We start from the raw sequence: 18,034 nt of genomic DNA, 5'->3' as shown, positions 1-18,034 counted from the left end.
GGTCAGCCCTTCAGCCCGGAGCGCGAGACGCCTTCGATGATGAACCGCTGCAGGAAGACGAACAGTGCCAGGACCGGCACGCTCGCGATGACCGCGCCCGCCATGAGCAGGTCGTAGCGCACGGCGTTCGCGGACTGCAGCGTCGCGAGGCCCGCCGGCAGGGTCTGCACGTCCGCGGTGAACAGCACATACACCGGCCACAGGAAATCGTTCCAGTTGGTGAGGAATGCCAGCAACGCCAGCGTCGCGAGCGCCGGCCGCGAGAGCGGGAGGATCACCCGGAGGAAGATGTCCCAACGGTTCGCGCCGTCGAGCAACGCCGCCTCCTCCAGCTCCACCGGCAGCGTGAGGAAGAACTGCCGGAGGAAGAAGACGCCGAACGCCGATGCTGCCGTCGGCACGATGATCGCGACGAGCGTGTTCAGCCAACCGAGGCCGGAGACGATGAGGTAGTTGGGGATCACGAGGATCACCGGAGGGATCAGGATCGTCGCCACCACGATCCCGAAGACCGTCCCGCGTCCGCGGAAACGCATCCGGGCGAGCGGGTAGGCGGCGAGGGACGCGGTCACGACCACGAGCACCGCATGCAGCGCGGCGGCGATCATGCTGTTCGCGAACCACCGGAGAACCGGCGTGCCCTCGGCCGTCAGGATGGTGTCGTACGCCTGGGTCGTGAACGGCGCGGGGATCCACGTCGGAGGCACTCCCGCGGCGTCGGCGCCGGTCTTGAACGACGTCGACACCATGAACAGCACGGGACTGATGTAGATGAGCGCGAGGAGCAGCAGCAGCACGTACTGTGCGGCACGCCCCCACCGCTGACGCGGCGTCCGTCGGCGGGCCTCCCGCGACGGGTCGCCGTGCCCGGAGCCTCGGACCTCGGGGACGACGCGTGTGTCGGTGGTGTCGGTCATCGCCGCTCTCCGGTCTTCTCGGCCCTGGTCTCGCGCTCCCGGAAGAGCCAGAAGACGAGGACGCTGATCAGGAGGAGAATCACGGTGAGCACATAGCTCATCGCCGCCGCGTCCCCCATCTGGTAGTTCCGCAGCCCGGTCTCCGCGATCTGGTAGATCGCCGTCCTCGTCTCGCGTCCTGGCGCGCCCTGGGTGATGATGTACGACTGCCCGAACATGTTCGCCGACGCGATGAGCGTGTTGATCGTGATGAAGGTGAGGATCGGCCGCAGCCCGGGCAGCGTGACCGCCCGGAACTTCTGCCAGGGTCCGGCGCCGTCGACGGCCGCCGCCTCGTAGAGCTCAGCGGGGATGTCCTGGAGCGCGGCGAGATAGATGACGGCGTTGAAGCCGAGCGTCCACCACACGGTCACTCCGACCAACGCCACCCATGCCGCCGGCACGGCGGTCGTCCACGGGATGTCGCTCGGCAGACCGAACACCCCGAGAGTGAAGTTCACCAGCCCGACGTTGCTGTCCAGCAGATAGCGCCACAGGAGGCCGACCACCGCGACGCCGAGCACGTAGGGGGCGAAATACACGGCACGGAAGAAGTTGCGGCCGGGGAACCGGCGGTTCATCAACAGGGCGACCAGCAGCGGCAGGACGAGCAGGAGGGGGACGCTGAACAGCGTGAAGATGCCCGTCGCACGCATGGAGGCCCAGAAGACGTCCGAGGTCGCCGAACCCGCGGCGAACAGATCCGTGTAGTTCTCACCGCCGACGAACGGCTGTTCCTCGAGCGTGTAGTCCCATTCGTGCAGGCTGATCCAGATCCCGAGCACCGCGGGAAGCACGACGAAGACCGCGAAGAGCGTCAGGTACGGCAGCAGGAACAGCCACGGCGTGTATGGCCGGGCTCGCGTCGGGGAACTGCCCCGGCTGCGACGGACGACCGCAGTGCCGTGCTCCGGTCGGGCGACGGTCTCGGTGGCTGCACTCATGTCACTCTCCGAACCGTTCGAGGTTGGCCTGCAGCTGGGCGTCCGCTCGAGCCGCTTCGGTGTCCAGCACCTCGCCGGGAGGCGCGTTGCCCAGCATGGCGCTCGCCACCGCGATCTCCAGCGTGTCGGCCTGGATCGCCCCGACGCCGGGAATGGACGGGAGGAACCGCAAGGTGTCTATCTCTTCCGCTATCGGCTCCTGCACGCTGCCCGGCATCGTCTCCGCGCGAACGGAGGCGCGAGCGGGGATCATCCCGGCGCCCGCCCACTCGGCCGAGTTCTCACTCATCCATGCGATGAAGACCTTGGCCGCGTCGTTCTTGTCCGCATCGGTGAGGGCATGGCGACCGAGGACGAACTGATGCGAGTTCGCCCATACCGCCGGTTCTCCCGCGACCGCGGGCAGCGGCGCCGCGGCGAACGGCAGTCCGGAGTCCTTGAGGTCGTTGATCTGCCAGATGCCGTCCCAGGTGATCGACGTCTCCCCGTTCTTGAACGCGACGTACTGCGCGTCGATGGCCACCGAATCGGGGCTGTACCCGTCGTCGACCATCGATCGCATCCACTCGAGACCGGCGACGCCCTCCTCGGAGTTCCAGGTCGCCTCGCCGCCGTCCTCGGAGTACGGCTCACCCCCTGCCTGCCAGAGGAGGCTGAGGTCGATGAGATGGGCGGGCCAGAGGGACGGCATCCAGAACGGCGTCTCGTAACCCGCGTCCTGGAGGCGCTCGAGGGCGTCCTGGAACGATGCGGCGTCGGTCGGCGGCTCTGTGATCCCCGCCTTCTCGAAGTGCTCGGTGTTGTAGTACATGGCCAGGGAATGCACGTCCAGAGGGATCCCGTAGCGGGCGCCGTCGTACTCTCCCGCCTTCCACACCTGCTCGCTGAAGTCCTCGGCGTCGAGATCCAAGGCCGAGGCGAGGTCGTCGAGTGGCTCGATGACGTTGCGGACCACCATCGTGCCGATCTGCTCGACGTGGATCACGGCGACATCCGGCCCGGCTCCGGCGAACGATGCGGCGGGGAGCTTCTGATACAGATCGCCCCACTCCTGTGTCGTCGCCCGGATGTCGATGTCGGGATTCTCCTTCTCGAAGTCCTCGATCATCTGCCGGATGTAGGGGCCGTCACCTCCGGTGAACCCATTCCAGAAGTCGAGGGTCACGGGCGGACCGTCGTACCCGCCCGTGAAGTCCCTCAGATCGGAGGCGGGAGCCTGCGGTGCGCCGCAGCCCGCCACGACGACGGTCGCGCCCAGTACGGCAGTGGTCGCGAACAGGCGAAGCCGGCGTCGAACCATCATGCGGTCATCCTCCTCGATGCCGAAAGCCGGGGAGAACGACCCCGCGCCCGGCGTCAGCGTCCCGCTCCGGGAATCTTCGGTCGAGGGGGTTGCTTTTCGCCCGGAGAGGAGGTTCGCGTCCGATGTCCCCGGGTCGCGGTACCTTCACCACGTGGCCCCCACCGCTCTCCTGCCCGGCCCCTGCGCACTGTGCGGGGGCCTCCCTGCCGTCCGGACGGCGGGCGCCTGGCACTGCGCGCTCTGCGGCTGGCGCTACGGGGACTCCCCCGACCCCGATCTGCCGTTCCCGCGGATCGACGTCGTGTACTACCTCCGCTACGACAACCGCGTGAAGATCGGCACGAGCAGACAGCCGCGGCGCCGTCTCGCGAGCATCCGTCACGACGAGCTCCTCGCCTTCGAGCACGGCGATCGGGTGCGCGAACAGCAGCGGCATCGGCAGTTCGCCTCCGCTCGCGAAGGCGGTGAGTGGTTCACCCTGACACCGGAGATCCGCGCCCACATCGCGGCGCTGCAGCGGCACGGCGACCCCTGGCATCAATACGCGCGCTGGCTCAGCGCCGCGCTCCGAGGGTGAACGCGCCTATCACTGCGCACAGGATCGCACCAGGGGATCCCCCGCTGCGCCGGCAGGAGGCAGACTCACCTGTGAACGGGCGCACCCGGCGCCCCGCGTGAGAGGACCGGACATGAACGGACGAGAGAACATCCCCGCCGACGACGTCAGCGCGCAGGATCCGCTCGCCGGAGACGGGAGCGGCGACCCGAACAGCGACCGCCAGTTCCTGCAGGACCTGCCTCCCGCACAGGTCGACACCGAGCAGCAGCAGGAGCATCAGGCCGAGTCCGACGACGAGGCCTAGTCCGCGCGGACGACGAGGGGCGACCGGATCGATATCCGGTCGCCCCTCGTCGTGTGCGGATCAGGCGGTCGCAGCCCGTCCGCGAGTGCTCTGCGGCTGCGGCTGCGAGAACAGCACGACGACGATGACGGCAGCACCCACCACGACGTGCGGCAGCCAGACGTTCAGTGCCTCGCCTGCGAACCCGAACAGCCACGGCGACAGCGCGAGGAAGAGGCTGGCGACGATGTCGAAGACGAGGTGCACGGGCATGGGGATCAGACCGAACGGACCCCACTCGTACTTCGTGAAGAGGCTGTAGACGATGAGGCCCACGCCGAGCACGATCGGGATGACGACCGGGGCTCCGCCCATACCGGCGAAGCCGAACAGCCAGGGCGCGGCGATCAGAGCGATCCCGACGACGTAGTCGAGAATTCCGTGGACCTTGGTCGGGATGAAACGCATGATTCCTCCTTGGGTGCCGCCGGCGGCGACTCATCAGAAGGTTCGGAGCCCTGCGTCCATCGGATGGGAGTGCGGCTGCCGGGTCAGCTCTGCGCCCATCCGTACCGCCGCTGGAGCGCTGCCGCGACCCGTGCGTACCGGCCACGATCCAGGGCCGCCGCCTCACGGCGCAGACCACGCTCATGGACGCTGTAGAGCTGTTCGATGTCCACCCACGATTCGCGGCTCTGCCCGTCCCACTCGCCGCTCCCGATCGAGAGGTAGTCGCGCTCGCCGTCGTGGGGCCTGCTGGTCATCCGTACCGCGTAGACCCGCTCGGAGGACTGCCGCCCGATCACCAGCACCGGCCGGTCCTTGCCTCGGCCGTCGTTCTCCTCGTACGGCACCCAGGTCCAGACGACCTCGCCGGCGTCGGGAGCGCCGTCCCGGTGCGGCGCGTAGGCCACGCGGACGGCCGGCATACGCCCGGGGTCGAGCCGCACGGTCTCGGTACCGCGGACCTGCCCCGGCTCGACTCCGGCGTCCGGCGTCTTCGCGGATCGCCGCTCGCGCTCCTCGGCGATCCGCAGACGCGCGTCCGGGCGCCGCGGACCGGGAGAGGTCCGCGGCGCCCGGGGGGAGCCCACTGCTCGGCGCAGCAGGTCCGCGAGTGCCTTCAGGATGCCGTTGCTGGTCGTGCCCACACGGTCACCCTAACCGTCGTCACGCGTTCGCGAGAGCGTAGCCCTCCTCGCCGTGCACGACCTGGTCGACACCGGCGATCTCGTCCTCGTTCGTGATGCGGAACCCGATCGTCTTCTGGATCACGAAGCCGATGACCCACGCGACCACGAAGGAGTAGATCAGCACGCCCGCGGCGGCGATCACCTGCACGGCGAGCTGACGGGCGTCGCCACCGACGAAGAGGCCGGTGCCGGTGGCGAAGAAGCCGAGGTACACGGTGCCGATGAGTCCGCCGACGAGGTGGATGCCGACCACGTCGAGCGAGTCGTCGAAGCCGAGGCGGAACTTCAGCTCCACCGCGAGGGCGCAGACGATGCCGGCCACCGCGCCGAGCAGGAGGGACCATCCGGGGGTGAGGTTGGCGCACGCAGGGGTGATCGCCACGAGACCCGCCACCGCGCCGGAGGCGGCGCCGACGGACGTGGGCTTGCCGTCCTTGATGCGCTCGATGAGGATCCAGCCGAGGATCGCGGCCGCGGTCGCACCGAGCGTGTTCAGGCCGATGAGGCCGACGCCGCCCATGTCCTCGGCGAGCCACTCCGCACCGGCGTTGAAGCCGAACCAGCCGAACCACAGCAGCGCGGCGCCGAGCAGCGTCAGCGGCACGTTGTGCGGCTTGAGGATGCCCTTCTGGAAGCCGATGCGCTTGCCGAGCACGAGGGCGAGGGCCAGCGCCGCGGCACCCGCGTTGATGTGCACCGCCGTGCCGCCCGCATAGTCGATCACGCCGATGCCGCTGTCCTCGCCGAACAGGGTCGTGCCGAGGTTCATGATCCAACCGCCGCCCCAGACCCAGGCCGCGACCGGGAAGTAGCCGACCGTGGCGAAGACGCCGGCGAAGATCAGCCAGCTGCCGAACTTCGCCCGATCGGCGATCGCCCCGGAGATCAGGGCGACGGTGATGATCGCGAAGGTGGCGCCGTACGCGACGCTGAGCAGGGCGACGTTCGAGCCCTCACCCGAGGCGAGGCTGGACAGCCCGATGTCCGCGAACGGGTTGCCCGCGAAGGCCGTGGGGCTGTCGACGGCGCTCATGGAGAAGCCGAAGAGAATCCACAGCACGGCGACGAGTCCGATCGAGCCGAAGCTCATCATCATCATGCTGACGACGCTCTTCGCCTTGACGAGACCGCCGTAGAAGAAGGCGACGCCGGGCGTCATGAGCAGCACCAGTGCCGTCGCGGTGATCGCCCACGAGATGTTGCCGGGAGCATCCATAGGAAAACCTCACATCCGAAGTAATTGAGAGCTTCAGTGTGACCACGGGCGATTTCGCCCATGCGTGAGGTTTGTTTCTCCGCTGTTACAGCACGGCTCCGGGTGTGAACATCGCGTTACGCAGGCCTGCAGGCTTACGCAGAATGCGTGAGCGCGTTCAGCCGGGAGATGGCGCGCAGGTACTTCTTGCGGTAGCCGCCGGCGAGCATCTCGTCGGAGAACACGGCGTCGAGCCCGACACCCGTCGCGAGGATCGGGATCTGCGCGTCGTAGACCCGGTCGACGAAGGCCACGAACCGCAACGCCTCCGACTGGTCGGTGAGCTGGCGCACGCCGCGCAGCCCCACGCGGTGCAGCCCGTCGATGAGCCTGATGTAGCGCGAGGGGTGCACCTGGGCGAGATGCCGGATGAGGTCGTCGAACGCATCGTCCGACACAGCGCCGTCCGCCGCGGCCGCCTCGACCGCGGCCTCGTACGCCGCGTCCTCCAGCGCCACGGCGTGACCGTCGATCGCCCGCTGCCGGAAGTCGACGCCGTCGATGCGCAGCGTCTGGAAGCTGTCCGACATCGCGTGGATCTCGCGGAGGAAGTCCTGCGCGGCGAAGCGCCCCTCGCCGAGCGCGTTCGGCGGCGTGTTCGAGGTGGCCGCGAGCCGGGTGCCGGTGGGAACGAGCTCACCCAGAAGGCGCGTCATGACCATCGTGTCGCCCGGATCGTCGAGCTCGAACTCGTCGATGCAGAGCAGATCGGCGCCCTTGAGGAGGTCCACGGTGTTCTTGTAGCCGAGTGCCCCCACCAGAGCGGTGTACTCGATGAACGAGCCGAAGTACTTCCGCCGGGCGGGCATCGCGTGGTAGATCGACGCGAGCAGGTGCGTCTTGCCCACGCCGAAGCCGCCGTCGAGGTAGACCCCGGGCTTCAGTTCCGGCTCCTTCTTCGCCCGACTGAACAGACCGCCCCGCTTGACGGGAGCACCGCGTCCGGCGAAACGCAGCAGCGTCTGCTTCGCCTCCTCCTGCGACGGGTAGGCGGGATCCGCCCGGTAGCTGTCGAATGTGGCGTCGTCGAACTGCGGCGGCGGCACCAGGCTCGCGAGCATCTCGGGTCCGCTGACCGTCGGCGTGCGCTCGGTGAGGTGGACGGTTCCGGTGCGGGTGGTCGGGTCGGTCATCACGGTCCTGAATCAGGCAAGGGCCTGTGTCGAAGTCTTACGGATCGGGTCCCGGGGGCGCGCGGAGGATCTATCGTCGAAGGGACGGATCCACACTACGCCGTCCGCACCGCCCGCTCGCCCGCTCACCGCTACGGAGACCCCATGGCCATCGAGTTCGACTCCTCCTCCCCCAAGTTCGCCGAGTACGCCGAGCCCGGCCGCCTGGTGACGACCGAGTGGCTCGCCGCCCACCTGGGAGAGCCCGGCCTCGTGGTCGTCGAGTCGGACGAGGACGTGCTCCTCTACGAGACGGGCCACATTCCCGGAGCGGTGAAGGTGGACTGGCACACGGAGCTCAACGACCCGGTCGTGCGGGACTACGTCGACGGCGAGGGCTTCGCCGAGCTGCTGAGCCGCAAGGGCATCGCCCGCGACGACACGGTCGTGATCTACGGCGACAAGAACAACTGGTGGGCGGCGTACGCGCTGTGGGTCTTCTCGCTCTTCGGTCACGAGGACGTCCGCCTCCTCGACGGCGGCCGTGATCGCTGGATCGCGGAGGGCCGCGAGCTGACCCGCGAGGCGACGAACCGTCCCGCCACGGAGTACCCGGTGGTGGAGCGGGACGACACGGCCATCCGCGCGTACAAGGAAGACGTGCTCGCGCACCTCGGCAACCCGCTCATCGACGTCCGTTCCCCGGAGGAGTACAGCGGAGAGCGGACCACCGCTCCCGCCTACCCGGAGGAGGGGACTCTGCGAGCCGGACACATCCCCACCGCGCAGAGCGTGCCGTGGGCGAAGGCCGTCGCCGAGGACGGCGGTTTCAAGAGCCGCGCCGAGCTCGATGCCATCTACCTCGACGGCGCCGGACTGCAGGACGGCGACGACGTCGTGGCCTACTGCCGCATCGGGGAGCGCTCGAGCCACACGTGGTTCGTGCTCAAGCACCTCCTCGGCTTCGAGAACGTCCGCAACTACGACGGCTCGTGGACGGAGTGGGGCAGCGCGGTGCGCGTCCCGATCGTCACGGGCACGGAGCCCGGCACCGTCTGAGGTGGGAGAATGGCGGGGATGAACGCCTCCGCCCTGCCCGAGACCCTCGCCGAGATCCGCGACGGATTCCTAGAGACCCCGGAATCGGATCGCCTGCTGCTGCTCCTGGAGTACGCCGACGAGCTGCCCGCCGTTTCCGATGAGGTCGCGGCGCATCCGGAGATGGGCGAGCGCGTCGCGGAATGCCAGTCGCCGGTCTACATCTACGTGGAAGTCCACGACGACGTCGTGACCATGCACGCCACGGCCCCTGAGGAGGCGCCGACGACCCGGGGCTTCGCGAGCATCCTCGTCCAGGGCCTCACCGGGCTGACGGCGGACGAGGTGCTGGCGATCCCCGAGGACTACCCGCAGTCGATCGGGCTCACCAAGGCCGTGTCACCGCTGCGGATCGGCGGCATGACCGGCATGCTGATGCGGGCCAAGAACCAGGTCAGGCAGAAGCGCTGAGCCCCTGTGCCGCGAGCCATTCCGAGATGGCCGTGGTCCAGCCCTTCTCGTCGTAGTTCCAGAGCTTGGTGTGCCGGGCGACGGTGAAGCGCGGCATGGTGACCAGGTCCGCCCGCGCCTCCTGCAGTGCGTGCGAGGCGTCCGCCGGGACGAAGCCGTCGTCGTCGCTGTGCAGGATGAGGATCGGGCACTGCAGCTCGTCGGCACGCGCGACCATGTCCAGACGGTCGAACAGGATGGGTTCGTCCGCGCCGCTGAGCTTCGCCGTGAGCGGCAGCTGCAGCGCTCCCATCGCCAGCGCGGGCAGCGGTGCGCGCACCCGGGCGACCTGAGCCTGGAAACGGAGGACCGTGCGCCAGTCGACGACCGGCGACTCCAGGATGATGCCAGCGATGCGATCCCGATGGCCGGAGTTGACCGCAGCCTGCAAGGACACCGCCCCGCCCATGGACCAGCCCATCAGCACGATCCGCTCGGCGCCGTGACGCAGCGCATAGGCGATCCCGGCGTCGACATCGCGCCACTCGGATGCGCCGAGCGCATAGGCGCCCGCCTTGGTCCGCGGCGCCTCGCCGTCGTTGCGGTACGACACGACGAGCGTGGGCAGCCCCGCCGCGTGCATCACCGGCACGGCACGGAGGCACTCGGCGCGGGTCGTGCCGCGACCGTGCACCTGGATGACCCAGGTCGAGGAATCCCCCGGGAAGAACCACGCGGGGCACGGCCCGGCCGGCGAGCCGATGAGCACGTTCTCCCATCGCAGGTGCAGCTCACTCGGCGACATGTAGTAGCTGCCGCTGAAGGACGCGCCGCGGTCCACCCTGGCACCGGGTTCGATCTTCGTGAGGAGCTTGCGGCGCACGGTCGTGCTGTCCGCGCTGAGAACCGCCCCGAGTTTGACGTAGCCGTACGTGCCCGTGGTGAAGAGGCCGTATCGCCCCGGCAGCTCGGTGTCGAGGGTGCGGCGGAGTTCGATGGTCTGCGCCCCGGTGTCGATCGCGAGGATCTCCGTGTCCTGGACGCGGCTTCGCAACGGGGTCACGACCCGGCGTGCCACCGCGATCACGAGGATCCCGACGGTCGCGCCCAGGGCGAGGAGCGCGGGGACAACGATCGCAACGGCGTGCCTGAGACTCTTCATCGCCTTCCGACTCTAGCCTGTTGCCGTGACCGCACACCCCGAGGCCGGGACGCCCTTCGACGCCGCCGTCGCCGAACTGCGCGCGACCGCGTTCCGCGACGACATCGCGGTCCGCGAGATCCCCACGCCGCAGAACCTCGCGCCCTTCGCGATCGCGCTCTCCGCCGACGTCCGCCCGGGCGAGGACGGCGACTCCATATACGGGACCGGACGGTTCATCCTGCTGCACGATCCGGACGAGCCGGACGCCTGGGGAGGCGCCTGGCGCATCGTGATCTTCGCCCAGGCTCCGCTCGAGACCGAGATCGGCACGGATCCGCTGCTCGCCGACGTCACGTGGTCGTGGCTCGTGGACGCCCTGGACTCCCGGGACGCGATCTACCACTCGCCGTCCGGCACGTCGACGAAGACGCTGTCGAAGGGATTCGGCGGCCTCGCCGACGAGGGAGACGGCGCACAGATAGAATTGCGGGCGTCCTGGACTCCGGAGGGCCCGTTCCGACCGCACGTCGAAGCATGGGCCGAGCTGGTCGGAATGCTGGCGGGGCTTCCGCCGGGTTCCGAGGGCATCGCCGTGATCGGCGCGCGAAAGGCTGTACGTGACTGAATACTCCGTGATCTCCGAAACCGAGGAGTTCCGTGCAGCCTGTGCTGCGCTCGCCGCCGGCACCGGCCCGGTCGCCGTCGATGTCGAGCGGGCGTCCGGCTTCCGCTACTCGCAGCGGGCCTATCTGGTGCAGGTCTTCCGGCGCGAGGCCGGGGTGTTCCTGTTCGACCCGCCCGCGATCGGCGACTTCGCCCCGCTGCAGGAGGCCATCGGCGACGTCGAGTGGGTGCTCCATGCCGCCAGCCAGGATCTGCCCTCTCTGCGCGAGCTGCACCTGGAGCCGAAGGAGATCTTCGACACCGAGCTCGCCTCCCGCCTGCTCGGTCATGACCGGGTGGGTCTGGCCGCCGTCGTCGAGGACACGCTCGGCATCACCCTGAAGAAGGAGCACTCGGCCGCCGACTGGTCGACCCGTCCGCTGCCCGACTCCTGGCTTGACTATGCCGCGCTCGACGTGCTGCATCTCGTCGACGTCCGCGACGCTCTCGTCGCCGAGCTCGAGGAACAGGGCAAGACCGCCTTCGCCGCTCAGGAGTTCGCCGCCACCCTGGCGCGCGCCCCGAAGGCCCCGCGCGAAGACCCCTGGCGGCGACTGAGCGGACTCCACCAGGTCCGTGGTGCCCGCAACCTCGCCGTCGCCCGTGCCCTGTGGGAGGCCCGCGAGATGTACGCGCAGCAGCAGGACATCTCCCCCGGGCGCCTCGTGCCCGACCGTTCCCTCGTCGCCGCGGTCCTCGCCAACCCCGCCTCCAAGCAGGCCCTCGCGGGAGTCAAGGAGTTCCAGGGCCGCGCGAGCCGCACCCAGCTCGACCGCTGGTGGCAGGCGATCGTCGACGGCCGTGCCGCAGACACGCTGCCGCGCGAACGCGTGCCGAGCGATGCGCTCCCCCCGCCCCGCGCCTGGGGCGACCGCAACCCGGAGGCCGACGCCCGCCTGAAGGCCGCCCGTCCCGCCGTCGAGGCGGTCGCGGAGGAGCTGGGCATGCCCACCGAGAACCTCCTCACGCCCGAGTACCTGCGCCGGGTCGCGTGGGACGGCCCGGGCGCCACCGCGGAAGAGATCGGCGCCGCCCTCTCCGCACTCGGGGCACGCCCCTGGCAGGTTGAACAGACTGCACAGAAGATCGCCGACGCCTTTGTAGAGGCGACGCAATCGCCCGACACCACGTCCGCGACCGCTTCGTAGGTTCGATCCAACCGATTCCTCCCGGTTTCCGGCCGTTCATAGACTGAGGCCACCGCACTAACTTGGAGGCAGAGTGGCCGAGATCTCGGACGTCTTCTTCGTCGATGGAGTGCGCACCCCCTTCGGGCGCGCCGGCGAAAAGGGCATGTACTGGAACACCCGCGCGGATGACCTCGCCGTCAAGGCGACCATCGGCCTGATGGAGCGCAACGCGGCCGTGCCGGCGGACCGCATCGACGATGTCGCGATCGCCGCGACGAGCCAGACCGGCGACCAGGGGCTCACCCTCGGACGGTCGGTGGCGATCCTCGCCGGACTGCCTCAGACCGTCCCCGGACTCGCGGTCGAGCGCATGTGCGCCGGCGCGATGACGAGCGTGACCACCATGGGCGCTTCGATCGGCGTGGGCATGTACGACCTCGCCCTCGCGGGCGGCGTCGAGCACATGGGCCACCACCCGATCGGCGCGAACGCCGACCCGAACCCCCGCTTCGTGGCGGAGAAGATGGTCGACCCGGGCGCTCTCAACATGGGCGTCACCGCGGAGCGCATCTTCGACCGCTTCCCGCACCTCACCAAGGAGCGCTCCGACCGCTACGGCATGCGCAGCCAGCAGAAGGTGCAGGCCGCCTACGACGCCGGCAAGATCCAGCCGGACCTCGTGTCGGTCGCGATCAAGGGCGCCGACGGCGCCTGGGGTCTGGCCACCGAGGACGAGGGCCGCCGTCCGCAGACCACGATGGAGGACCTCGCCGGCCTCAAGACGCCGTTCCGTCCGCACGGTCGCGTGACCGCAGGGACGTCGTCGCCGCTCACCGATGGCGCGACGATGTCGCTGCTCGCCGGCGGCGGCGCCGTCAAGGAGCTCGGACTCGCGCCCAAGATGCGCATGGTCTCGTTCGCCTTCGCCGGTGTGCAGCCCGAGATCATGGGCATCGGCCCGATCCCGTCGACCGAGAAGGCGCTCAAGAAGGCCGGTCTCGACATCTCCGACATCGGACTCTTCGAGCTCAACGAGGCGTTCGCCATCCAGGTCATCTCCCTGCTCGACCACTTCGGCATCGACGACGACGACCCCCGCGTGAACCCGTGGGGCGGCGCGATCGCCGTGGGCCACCCGCTGGCCGCATCCGGCGTCCGCCTCATGATCCAGCTCGCGGCGCAGTTCGCCGAGCGCCCCGACGTGCGCTACGGCCTGACGGCGATGTGCGTCGGTCTCGGTCAGGGCGGATCGGTCATCTGGGAGAACCCGCACTACGACGGAAAGAAGAAGAAGTGAGCTACGACGACGTCGACTTCTCGCCCATCCAGGCGCTCACCGAGGGAGAGGTCATCACGCACTCCCCCGTGCGTGACATCCGCCTCGCGTCGGGCAAGGTCCTCGCCCTGATCACGCTGGACAACGGTCGGGACCACACCCGCCCGAACACCCTCGGTCCGGCCACCCTCACCGAACTCGGCGCGACACTCGACGGCCTGAAGAGCCGCGCGGCGGCCGGCGAGATCCAGGCGGTCGGCGTCACCGGCAAGCAGTACATCATGGCCGCCGGTGCCGACCTCTCGGACATCAGCAAGGTCGGCTCCCGGGACAACGCGCGTCTGATCGCCCAGCTCGGCCACAAGGTGCTCGGCAAGCTGAGCGAGCTCGGCGTGCCGTCGTTCGCGTTCGTGAACGGACTCGCACTGGGCGGTGGCCTGGAGATCGCGCTGAACTCCACGTACCGCACGGTCGACGCATCGGCGGCGGCCGTGGCGCTCCCCGAGGTCTTCCTCGGCATCATCCCCGGCTGGGGCGGGGCGTACCTGCTGCCGAACCTCATCGGCATCGAGAACGCCCTCGAGGTGGTCATCTCCAACCCGCTCAAGCAGAACCGCATGCTGAAGCCGCAGCAGGCCTTCGACCTCGGCATCTTCGACGCCATCTTCCCCGCCGCGAACTACCTCGAGAACTCGCTCGCGTGGGCCGACGCGGTCCTCGGCGGCAAGAAGGTCGTGCGCAAGAACGAGCCGGGCAAGATCGAGCGGCTCACCAAGTGGCCGATCGCCATCAAGATGGCGCGCGGCATGCTGGAGTCCAAGATCGGCACCGTGCCGAAGTCGCCCTACGCGGCTCTCGAGCTGCTCGACAAGGCGAAGAGCGGCACCAAGGCGGAGGGTTTCGCCCGCGAGGACGAGGCGCTGGCGGAACTCGTGACCGGGGACCAGTTCGCCGCGTCGATGTACGCCTTCGACCTCGTGCAGAAGCGTGCGAAGCGTCCGGTCGGCGCACCGGACAAACAGCTCGCGAAGAAGGTCACCAAGGTCGGCATCATCGGCGCGGGTCTCATGGCCAGCCAGTTCGCGCTGCTGTTCGTGCGCAAGCTCCAGGTGCCGGTGCTGATCACCGACCTGGACCAGGCACGCGTGGACAAGGGCGTCGCCTACATCCACGAGGAGATCGGCAAGCTGGAGGCCAAGGGCCGCGTGGACGCGGACACCGCGAACAAGCTGCGCGGGCTCGTCACGGGCACCACCGACAAGGCTCTCTACGCGGACTGCGACTTCGTGATCGAGGCGGTCTTCGAGGAGGTCGGCGTCAAGCAGCAGGTCTTCGGTGAGATCGAGAAGATCATCGCGGAGGACGCGGTGCTCGCCACGAACACCTCGTCGCTGTCGGTCGAGGAGATCGGCGCGAAGCTCGCCCACCCCGAACGGCTCGTCGGCTTCCACTTCTTCAACCCGGTCGCGGTCATGCCGCTGATCGAGATCGTGAAGACGCCGATGACCGCGGACACCGCACTGTCCACCGCGTTCGTCGTCGCCAAGAACCTGGGCAAGAACGCGGTGCTCACCGCCGACGCCCCGGGCTTCGTGGTGAACCGCCTGCTCGCGAAGGTCATGGGCGAGGCGGCGCGCGCCGTCTACGAGGGCACTCCGATCGCCGACGTCGAGAAGGCGTTCGCGCCGCTCGGCCTGCCGATGGGGCCCTTCCAGCTCATCGACCTCGTCGGCTGGAAGGTGGCAGCGCACGTGCAGGACACGATGGTGCGCGCATTCCCCGACCGGTTCTACGCCAACGAGAACTTCCACGCCCTCGCCGAGCTCGACCAGGTCGTCGAGAAGGACAAGGGCGGGCGTGTGGTCGGCTGGACGAAGCAGGCCGAGAAGGTCCTGGCGCCCGCCGTCGGCAAGAGCCCGGCATCCGCGGCCACGATCCTGCAGCGCGTGCAGGACGGGCTCGCGACCGAGATCAAGCTGATGCTCGACGAGGGCGTGGTCCCGGAGGTCGAGGACATCGACCTGTGCCTCATCCTCGGGGCAGGCTGGCCGTTCATCGACGGTGGGGCCTCGCCGTATCTCGATCGCGAGGGGGCGTCCGAGCGCGCGTTCGGCGGTTCCTTCCACACCCCGCAGATCCGCGGCATCGAAAGCCGCTGATCACGTCTCCGCAGGGGGTCGCGCCGTAGGCGTGGCCCCCTGTGTCGTCCCCGGTGCCGGACGGGCATCCGGCTCGCCGCGGCGCGGCCAGTGCGACAGGGCATGCTCCGCGAGCGCGGTGATGGTCAGGGACGGGTTCACCCCCGGATTGGCGGGCACAGCGGCCCCGTCGACGACGTGCAACCCCGGGTGTCCCCAGACGCGCTGATACTCGTCCACGACACCCTCCTCCGGTGAACCGGAGATCACGGCTCCGCCGAGGAAGTGTGCCGTGAGCGGGATCCCGAAGACCTCCGGCCACGAGCCGCGCGCCTCGGCGGGAACCCCACCCTCGCGCTCCAGACGCGCAGCGATGGCACGGGCCGCGCGATGCGCCTCGGGGAGGTGGCTGGGATTCGGCGCACCGTGACCCTGCGCGCTCGTCAGCCTCGTCCGCCCGAAGCGGCGCCGCAGCGACAGCGTGAGCGAGTTGTCGGCGGTCTGCATGACGAGTGCGATGATCCCGCGCTCGCTCCACCGCCGGAGGGACGCGAGGCGCAGGGCCCGGGCGGGGCGGCGCAGCAGCGAGGCCGCCAGCGCGGCGAGGCGCCCCGGAAGCGCGCGGTCGCCCGGGACCAGCACGGTGGCGAGAGCGCCCATGAGGTTCGACCCCGGACCGTAGCGGACGTTCTCGACGTGGGTGCGGTCATCCACGTGGAACGATGTGGTGATCGCCACGCCCCGCGCCAGGTCCACCCGCTCGGGCACCCGGACGGCGACGGCGCCGTCCAAGGCCTCCGAGTTGGTGCGGGTGAGCCGGCCCACGGCGTCGGAGACGTGCGGCAGCGCGCCGGCGGCCTTCATCCGATGGAGGAGCTGCTGGGTGCCCCAGGTGCCCGCCGCCAGGACGACCTCCCGTGCCGTGACGGTCTGAGGACGCCGTCGGAACCAGGAGCCGCTGCGGCGCGTCGTGACGGAGAATCCGCCGTTCGGGAGCTCCCGCACCTCGGTCACGGTACGCAGCGGCTCGATGACCGCTCCGCGGCGCTCGGCGAGGGCGAGGTAGTTCTTCATCAGGGTGTTCTTGGCACCGACGCGGCAGCCGACCATGCAGTTGCCGCAGAGCGTACAGCCCGTGCGCTCGGGGCCCTCACCGCCGAAGAACGGGTCAGCGACTCGCTCACCGGGTACGCCGAACCACACGCCGACGGGTGCCCGGCGGAAGGTCGCGCCCACCCCGAGGTCCTCGGCGGCACCGGCCATGATCCGCTCGACGGGTCCGTCGTGAGGATAGTGCTCCACCACGCCGAGCATGCGCTTGGCCGTGGCGTAGTGCGGGGCCAGAGCCGCGCTCCAGTCCCGGATCGACGACCACTGCGGGTCGGCGAAGAACGCCGCGCCCGGCTCGTACAGCGTGTTCGCGTAGTTGAGCGACCCGCCGCCGACGCCGGCGCCGGCGAGGATCATCACGTGCGGAAGCCGATGGATGCGCTGCACTCCGAAGCACCGGAGCGCCGGGGCCCAGAGATAGCGACGCACGTCCCAGCTCGTCTTCGCGAAGTCCTCGTCGGCGAATCGTCGCCCGGCCTCGAACACGCGGACGCGGTAGCCCTTCTCGGTGAGCCGGAGGGCGGCGACGGAGCCGCCGAACCCCGACCCGACGATCACGACGTCCTCATCGAACATGTGCGTCCCCCCTCTCCGCGTCGGTCATGACGGTCAGCGCCGCCGCGCGGACCGAGATCGTGCAGGTCTCCTCCCCCACGCGCTCGCCGTCCGCGTAGGCCACGAGACCGGGCGCGGCGACGGTGACCTCGCGCGCCCGGAGGTGGTGCACCTCCGGGCGCGCGAGATGCGTCCCGCGCAGGAGCACGGGGAACAGGCGCACCAGGCGGAGGCGGCCCAGGGGTCCCACGGCGACCACGTCGAGGGTGCCGTCATCCGGAACGGCGCCCACGCAGACCGGCATCCCCCCGCCGTAGCTGGCCGTGTTCCCGACCGCCACCAGAGTGCCGCGGGCGGGGATCACCGGGCCGTCATCGGCGCGGATCGTGAAGTCGAGCGGGCGCAGCCGGACGAGCACGATGAGCAGCGCGAGGTAGTACCGCAGTGCGCCGGACGGCCAGCGGAGGCGATTGGTACGATCGCTCACGCGGGCGTCGAACCCCAGCGCCGCCACGGTGAGGAACAGCGACGTGCCCGTCGACGTCCGCACCTCGCCGATGTCGATGGGGCGGGGCAGACCGGTCAGGGCGAGCTCGACAGCCGCCGCCACGTCCGTGCGCGGCAGCCCGAGCGCTCGCGCCAGGTCGTTTCCGGTGCCGGCGGGGACCACCGTGACCGGGACGCCTGCGGCGCACACCACGTCGAGGATGCCCGAGAGGGTGCCGTCGCCGCCCACCAGGACGAGCCCGTCCGGTGCCGCGTCCAGCGCGAGCATCGCGAGCCGCCTCGTCTCCGCGGGCGACCCTCCGACGTAGACGCGGACATCCGCGCCCCGCTGTCGCAGGTGATCGAGCGCCTCCTCGGTGACCCGCTGCCCACGGCCCTTGCCGGAGAGCGGATTCGACAGCACCGCGATGTGCCCCAT

The 18,034-nt window shown here is 69.7% G+C and carries 18 protein-coding genes; 8 read left to right on the top strand and 10 right to left on the bottom strand.

The features are described from left to right. Nucleotides 1-2: 2 nt before the first annotated feature. Genes AB0P08_RS07205 through AB0P08_RS07195 form a run of 3 tightly spaced genes read right to left on the bottom strand, consistent with a single transcriptional unit; the run spans nucleotide 3 to nucleotide 3,203 of the window. Nucleotides 3-917 (bottom strand): carbohydrate ABC transporter permease, encoded by a 915-nt coding sequence (locus tag AB0P08_RS07205; RefSeq protein WP_363589040.1) that lies wholly within the window; start codon nucleotides 915-917, stop codon nucleotides 3-5. Then, entirely contained in the window at nucleotides 914-1,900 is a 987-nt protein-coding gene (locus tag AB0P08_RS07200) for a carbohydrate ABC transporter permease (RefSeq protein ID WP_363589038.1), read from the bottom strand. Before AB0P08_RS07200 ends, AB0P08_RS07205 begins: the two co-directional genes overlap by 4 nt. A gap of 1 nt (nucleotide 1,901) precedes the next feature. After that, a complete protein-coding gene (locus AB0P08_RS07195) occupies nucleotides 1,902-3,203 on the bottom strand; it encodes an ABC transporter substrate-binding protein (RefSeq protein WP_363589036.1) in 1,302 nt (433 codons plus the stop codon). Between the two features lie 151 nt (nucleotides 3,204-3,354). On the opposite strand from AB0P08_RS07195, the gene AB0P08_RS07190 reads away from it, so the two are divergent. Together AB0P08_RS07190 and AB0P08_RS07185 are read left to right on the top strand one after the other, a co-directional pair. Further along, nucleotides 3,355-3,780, top strand: a complete 426-nt coding sequence (locus AB0P08_RS07190) for a GIY-YIG nuclease family protein (protein WP_363589034.1) — start codon at nucleotides 3,355-3,357, stop codon at nucleotides 3,778-3,780. A 112-nt stretch (nucleotides 3,781-3,892) separates the two neighbouring features. Next, entirely contained in the window at nucleotides 3,893-4,066 is a 174-nt protein-coding gene (locus AB0P08_RS07185; protein WP_268776275.1) for a hypothetical protein, read from the top strand. Nucleotides 4,067-4,126: 60 nt separating this feature from the next. Here the strand turns inward: AB0P08_RS07185 and AB0P08_RS07180 are convergent, their stop codons facing one another. From AB0P08_RS07180 to zapE, 4 genes are all read right to left on the bottom strand, one after another. After that, on the bottom strand, nucleotides 4,127-4,513 hold the full coding sequence (locus AB0P08_RS07180; RefSeq protein ID WP_187661546.1) for an SPW repeat domain-containing protein: 387 nt from the start codon (nucleotides 4,511-4,513) through the stop codon (nucleotides 4,127-4,129). An 83-nt stretch (nucleotides 4,514-4,596) separates the two neighbouring features. Further along, nucleotides 4,597-5,196: a type II toxin-antitoxin system PemK/MazF family toxin gene (locus AB0P08_RS07175; protein WP_363589032.1), complete on the bottom strand. Its 600-nt coding sequence runs from the start codon at nucleotides 5,194-5,196 to the stop codon at nucleotides 4,597-4,599. Nucleotides 5,197-5,215: 19 nt separating this feature from the next. Then, complete coding sequence (locus AB0P08_RS07170; protein WP_025103552.1) at nucleotides 5,216-6,454, bottom strand: ammonium transporter; 1,239 nt, start codon at nucleotides 6,452-6,454, stop codon at nucleotides 5,216-5,218. A 134-nt stretch (nucleotides 6,455-6,588) separates the two neighbouring features. After that, nucleotides 6,589-7,626 carry a cell division protein ZapE gene (gene zapE, locus AB0P08_RS07165; RefSeq protein WP_259954890.1) on the bottom strand — a complete coding sequence of 346 codons (1,038 nt, stop codon included), beginning with the start codon at nucleotides 7,624-7,626 and terminating at the stop codon, nucleotides 6,589-6,591. A 144-nt stretch (nucleotides 7,627-7,770) separates the two neighbouring features. Between zapE and AB0P08_RS07160 the strand changes: the two genes are divergently transcribed. Next, a complete protein-coding gene (locus AB0P08_RS07160) occupies nucleotides 7,771-8,664 on the top strand; it encodes a sulfurtransferase (protein WP_363589030.1) in 894 nt (297 codons plus the stop codon). Between the two features lie 18 nt (nucleotides 8,665-8,682). Next, nucleotides 8,683-9,114, top strand: a complete 432-nt coding sequence (locus tag AB0P08_RS07155) for a SufE family protein (protein WP_187661550.1) — start codon at nucleotides 8,683-8,685, stop codon at nucleotides 9,112-9,114. On the opposite strand, the gene AB0P08_RS07150 is transcribed toward AB0P08_RS07155, so the two are convergent. Further along, nucleotides 9,098-10,255 carry an alpha/beta hydrolase family protein gene (locus AB0P08_RS07150; RefSeq protein WP_363589028.1) on the bottom strand — a complete coding sequence of 386 codons (1,158 nt, stop codon included), beginning with the start codon at nucleotides 10,253-10,255 and terminating at the stop codon, nucleotides 9,098-9,100. The genes AB0P08_RS07155 and AB0P08_RS07150 overlap by 17 nt on opposite strands. Before the next feature lie 25 nt (nucleotides 10,256-10,280). On the opposite strand from AB0P08_RS07150, the gene AB0P08_RS07145 reads away from it, so the two are divergent. The 4 genes from AB0P08_RS07145 to AB0P08_RS07130 all read left to right on the top strand — a co-directional run bounded on the left by AB0P08_RS07145 (nucleotide 10,281) and on the right by AB0P08_RS07130 (nucleotide 15,465). Further along, a complete protein-coding gene (locus AB0P08_RS07145) occupies nucleotides 10,281-10,862 on the top strand; it encodes a DUF3000 domain-containing protein (RefSeq protein WP_060922075.1) in 582 nt (193 codons plus the stop codon). Next, nucleotides 10,855-12,048 (top strand): ribonuclease D, encoded by a 1,194-nt coding sequence (locus tag AB0P08_RS07140; RefSeq protein WP_363589026.1) that lies wholly within the window; start codon nucleotides 10,855-10,857, stop codon nucleotides 12,046-12,048. Before AB0P08_RS07145 ends, AB0P08_RS07140 begins: the two co-directional genes overlap by 8 nt. Before the next feature lie 73 nt (nucleotides 12,049-12,121). Further along, nucleotides 12,122-13,327 (top strand): thiolase family protein, encoded by a 1,206-nt coding sequence (locus AB0P08_RS07135; RefSeq protein ID WP_187661554.1) that lies wholly within the window; start codon nucleotides 12,122-12,124, stop codon nucleotides 13,325-13,327. Next, entirely contained in the window at nucleotides 13,324-15,465 is a 2,142-nt protein-coding gene (locus tag AB0P08_RS07130; protein WP_363589024.1) for a 3-hydroxyacyl-CoA dehydrogenase NAD-binding domain-containing protein, read from the top strand. The genes AB0P08_RS07135 and AB0P08_RS07130 overlap by 4 nt, the downstream gene beginning before the upstream one ends. Here AB0P08_RS07130 and AB0P08_RS07125 read toward each other — a convergent pair whose 3' ends face one another. Continuing rightward, complete coding sequence (locus AB0P08_RS07125; RefSeq protein WP_363589022.1) at nucleotides 15,466-17,130, bottom strand: GMC oxidoreductase; 1,665 nt, start codon at nucleotides 17,128-17,130, stop codon at nucleotides 15,466-15,468. Continuing rightward, on the bottom strand, nucleotides 17,120-18,034 hold the full coding sequence (locus AB0P08_RS07120; protein WP_363589020.1) for a YegS/Rv2252/BmrU family lipid kinase: 915 nt from the start codon (nucleotides 18,032-18,034) through the stop codon (nucleotides 17,120-17,122). Before AB0P08_RS07120 ends, AB0P08_RS07125 begins: the two co-directional genes overlap by 11 nt.

The organism is Microbacterium meiriae (assembly GCF_040686935.1).
Lineage (GTDB): Bacteria > Actinomycetota > Actinomycetes > Actinomycetales > Microbacteriaceae > Microbacterium > Microbacterium meiriae.
This window is presented reverse-complemented; position numbering and strand designations above follow the sequence as displayed.

Excerpts from the sequence above, each read along its gene's own strand:
- AB0P08_RS07205 (WP_363589040.1), bottom strand. The coding sequence starts at position 917 with ATGACCGACACCACCGACACACGCGTCGTCCCCGAGGTCCGAGGCTCC.
- AB0P08_RS07200 (WP_363589038.1), bottom strand. The coding sequence starts at position 1,900 with ATGAGTGCAGCCACCGAGACCGTCGCCCGACCGGAGCACGGCACTGCG.
- AB0P08_RS07195 (WP_363589036.1), bottom strand. The coding sequence starts at position 3,203 with ATGATGGTTCGACGCCGGCTTCGCCTGTTCGCGACCACTGCCGTACTG.
- AB0P08_RS07185 (WP_268776275.1), top strand. The coding sequence starts at position 3,893 with ATGAACGGACGAGAGAACATCCCCGCCGACGACGTCAGCGCGCAGGAT.
- AB0P08_RS07180 (WP_187661546.1), bottom strand. The coding sequence starts at position 4,513 with ATGCGTTTCATCCCGACCAAGGTCCACGGAATTCTCGACTACGTCGTC.
- AB0P08_RS07170 (WP_025103552.1), bottom strand. The coding sequence starts at position 6,454 with ATGGATGCTCCCGGCAACATCTCGTGGGCGATCACCGCGACGGCACTG.
- zapE (WP_259954890.1), bottom strand. The coding sequence starts at position 7,626 with ATGACCGACCCGACCACCCGCACCGGAACCGTCCACCTCACCGAGCGC.
- AB0P08_RS07160 (WP_363589030.1), top strand. The coding sequence starts at position 7,771 with ATGGCCATCGAGTTCGACTCCTCCTCCCCCAAGTTCGCCGAGTACGCC.
- AB0P08_RS07155 (WP_187661550.1), top strand. The coding sequence starts at position 8,683 with ATGAACGCCTCCGCCCTGCCCGAGACCCTCGCCGAGATCCGCGACGGA.
- AB0P08_RS07150 (WP_363589028.1), bottom strand. The coding sequence starts at position 10,255 with ATGAAGAGTCTCAGGCACGCCGTTGCGATCGTTGTCCCCGCGCTCCTC.
- AB0P08_RS07125 (WP_363589022.1), bottom strand. The coding sequence starts at position 17,130 with ATGTTCGATGAGGACGTCGTGATCGTCGGGTCGGGGTTCGGCGGCTCC.
- AB0P08_RS07120 (WP_363589020.1), bottom strand. The coding sequence starts at position 18,034 with ATGGGGCACATCGCGGTGCTGTCGAATCCGCTCTCCGGCAAGGGCCGT.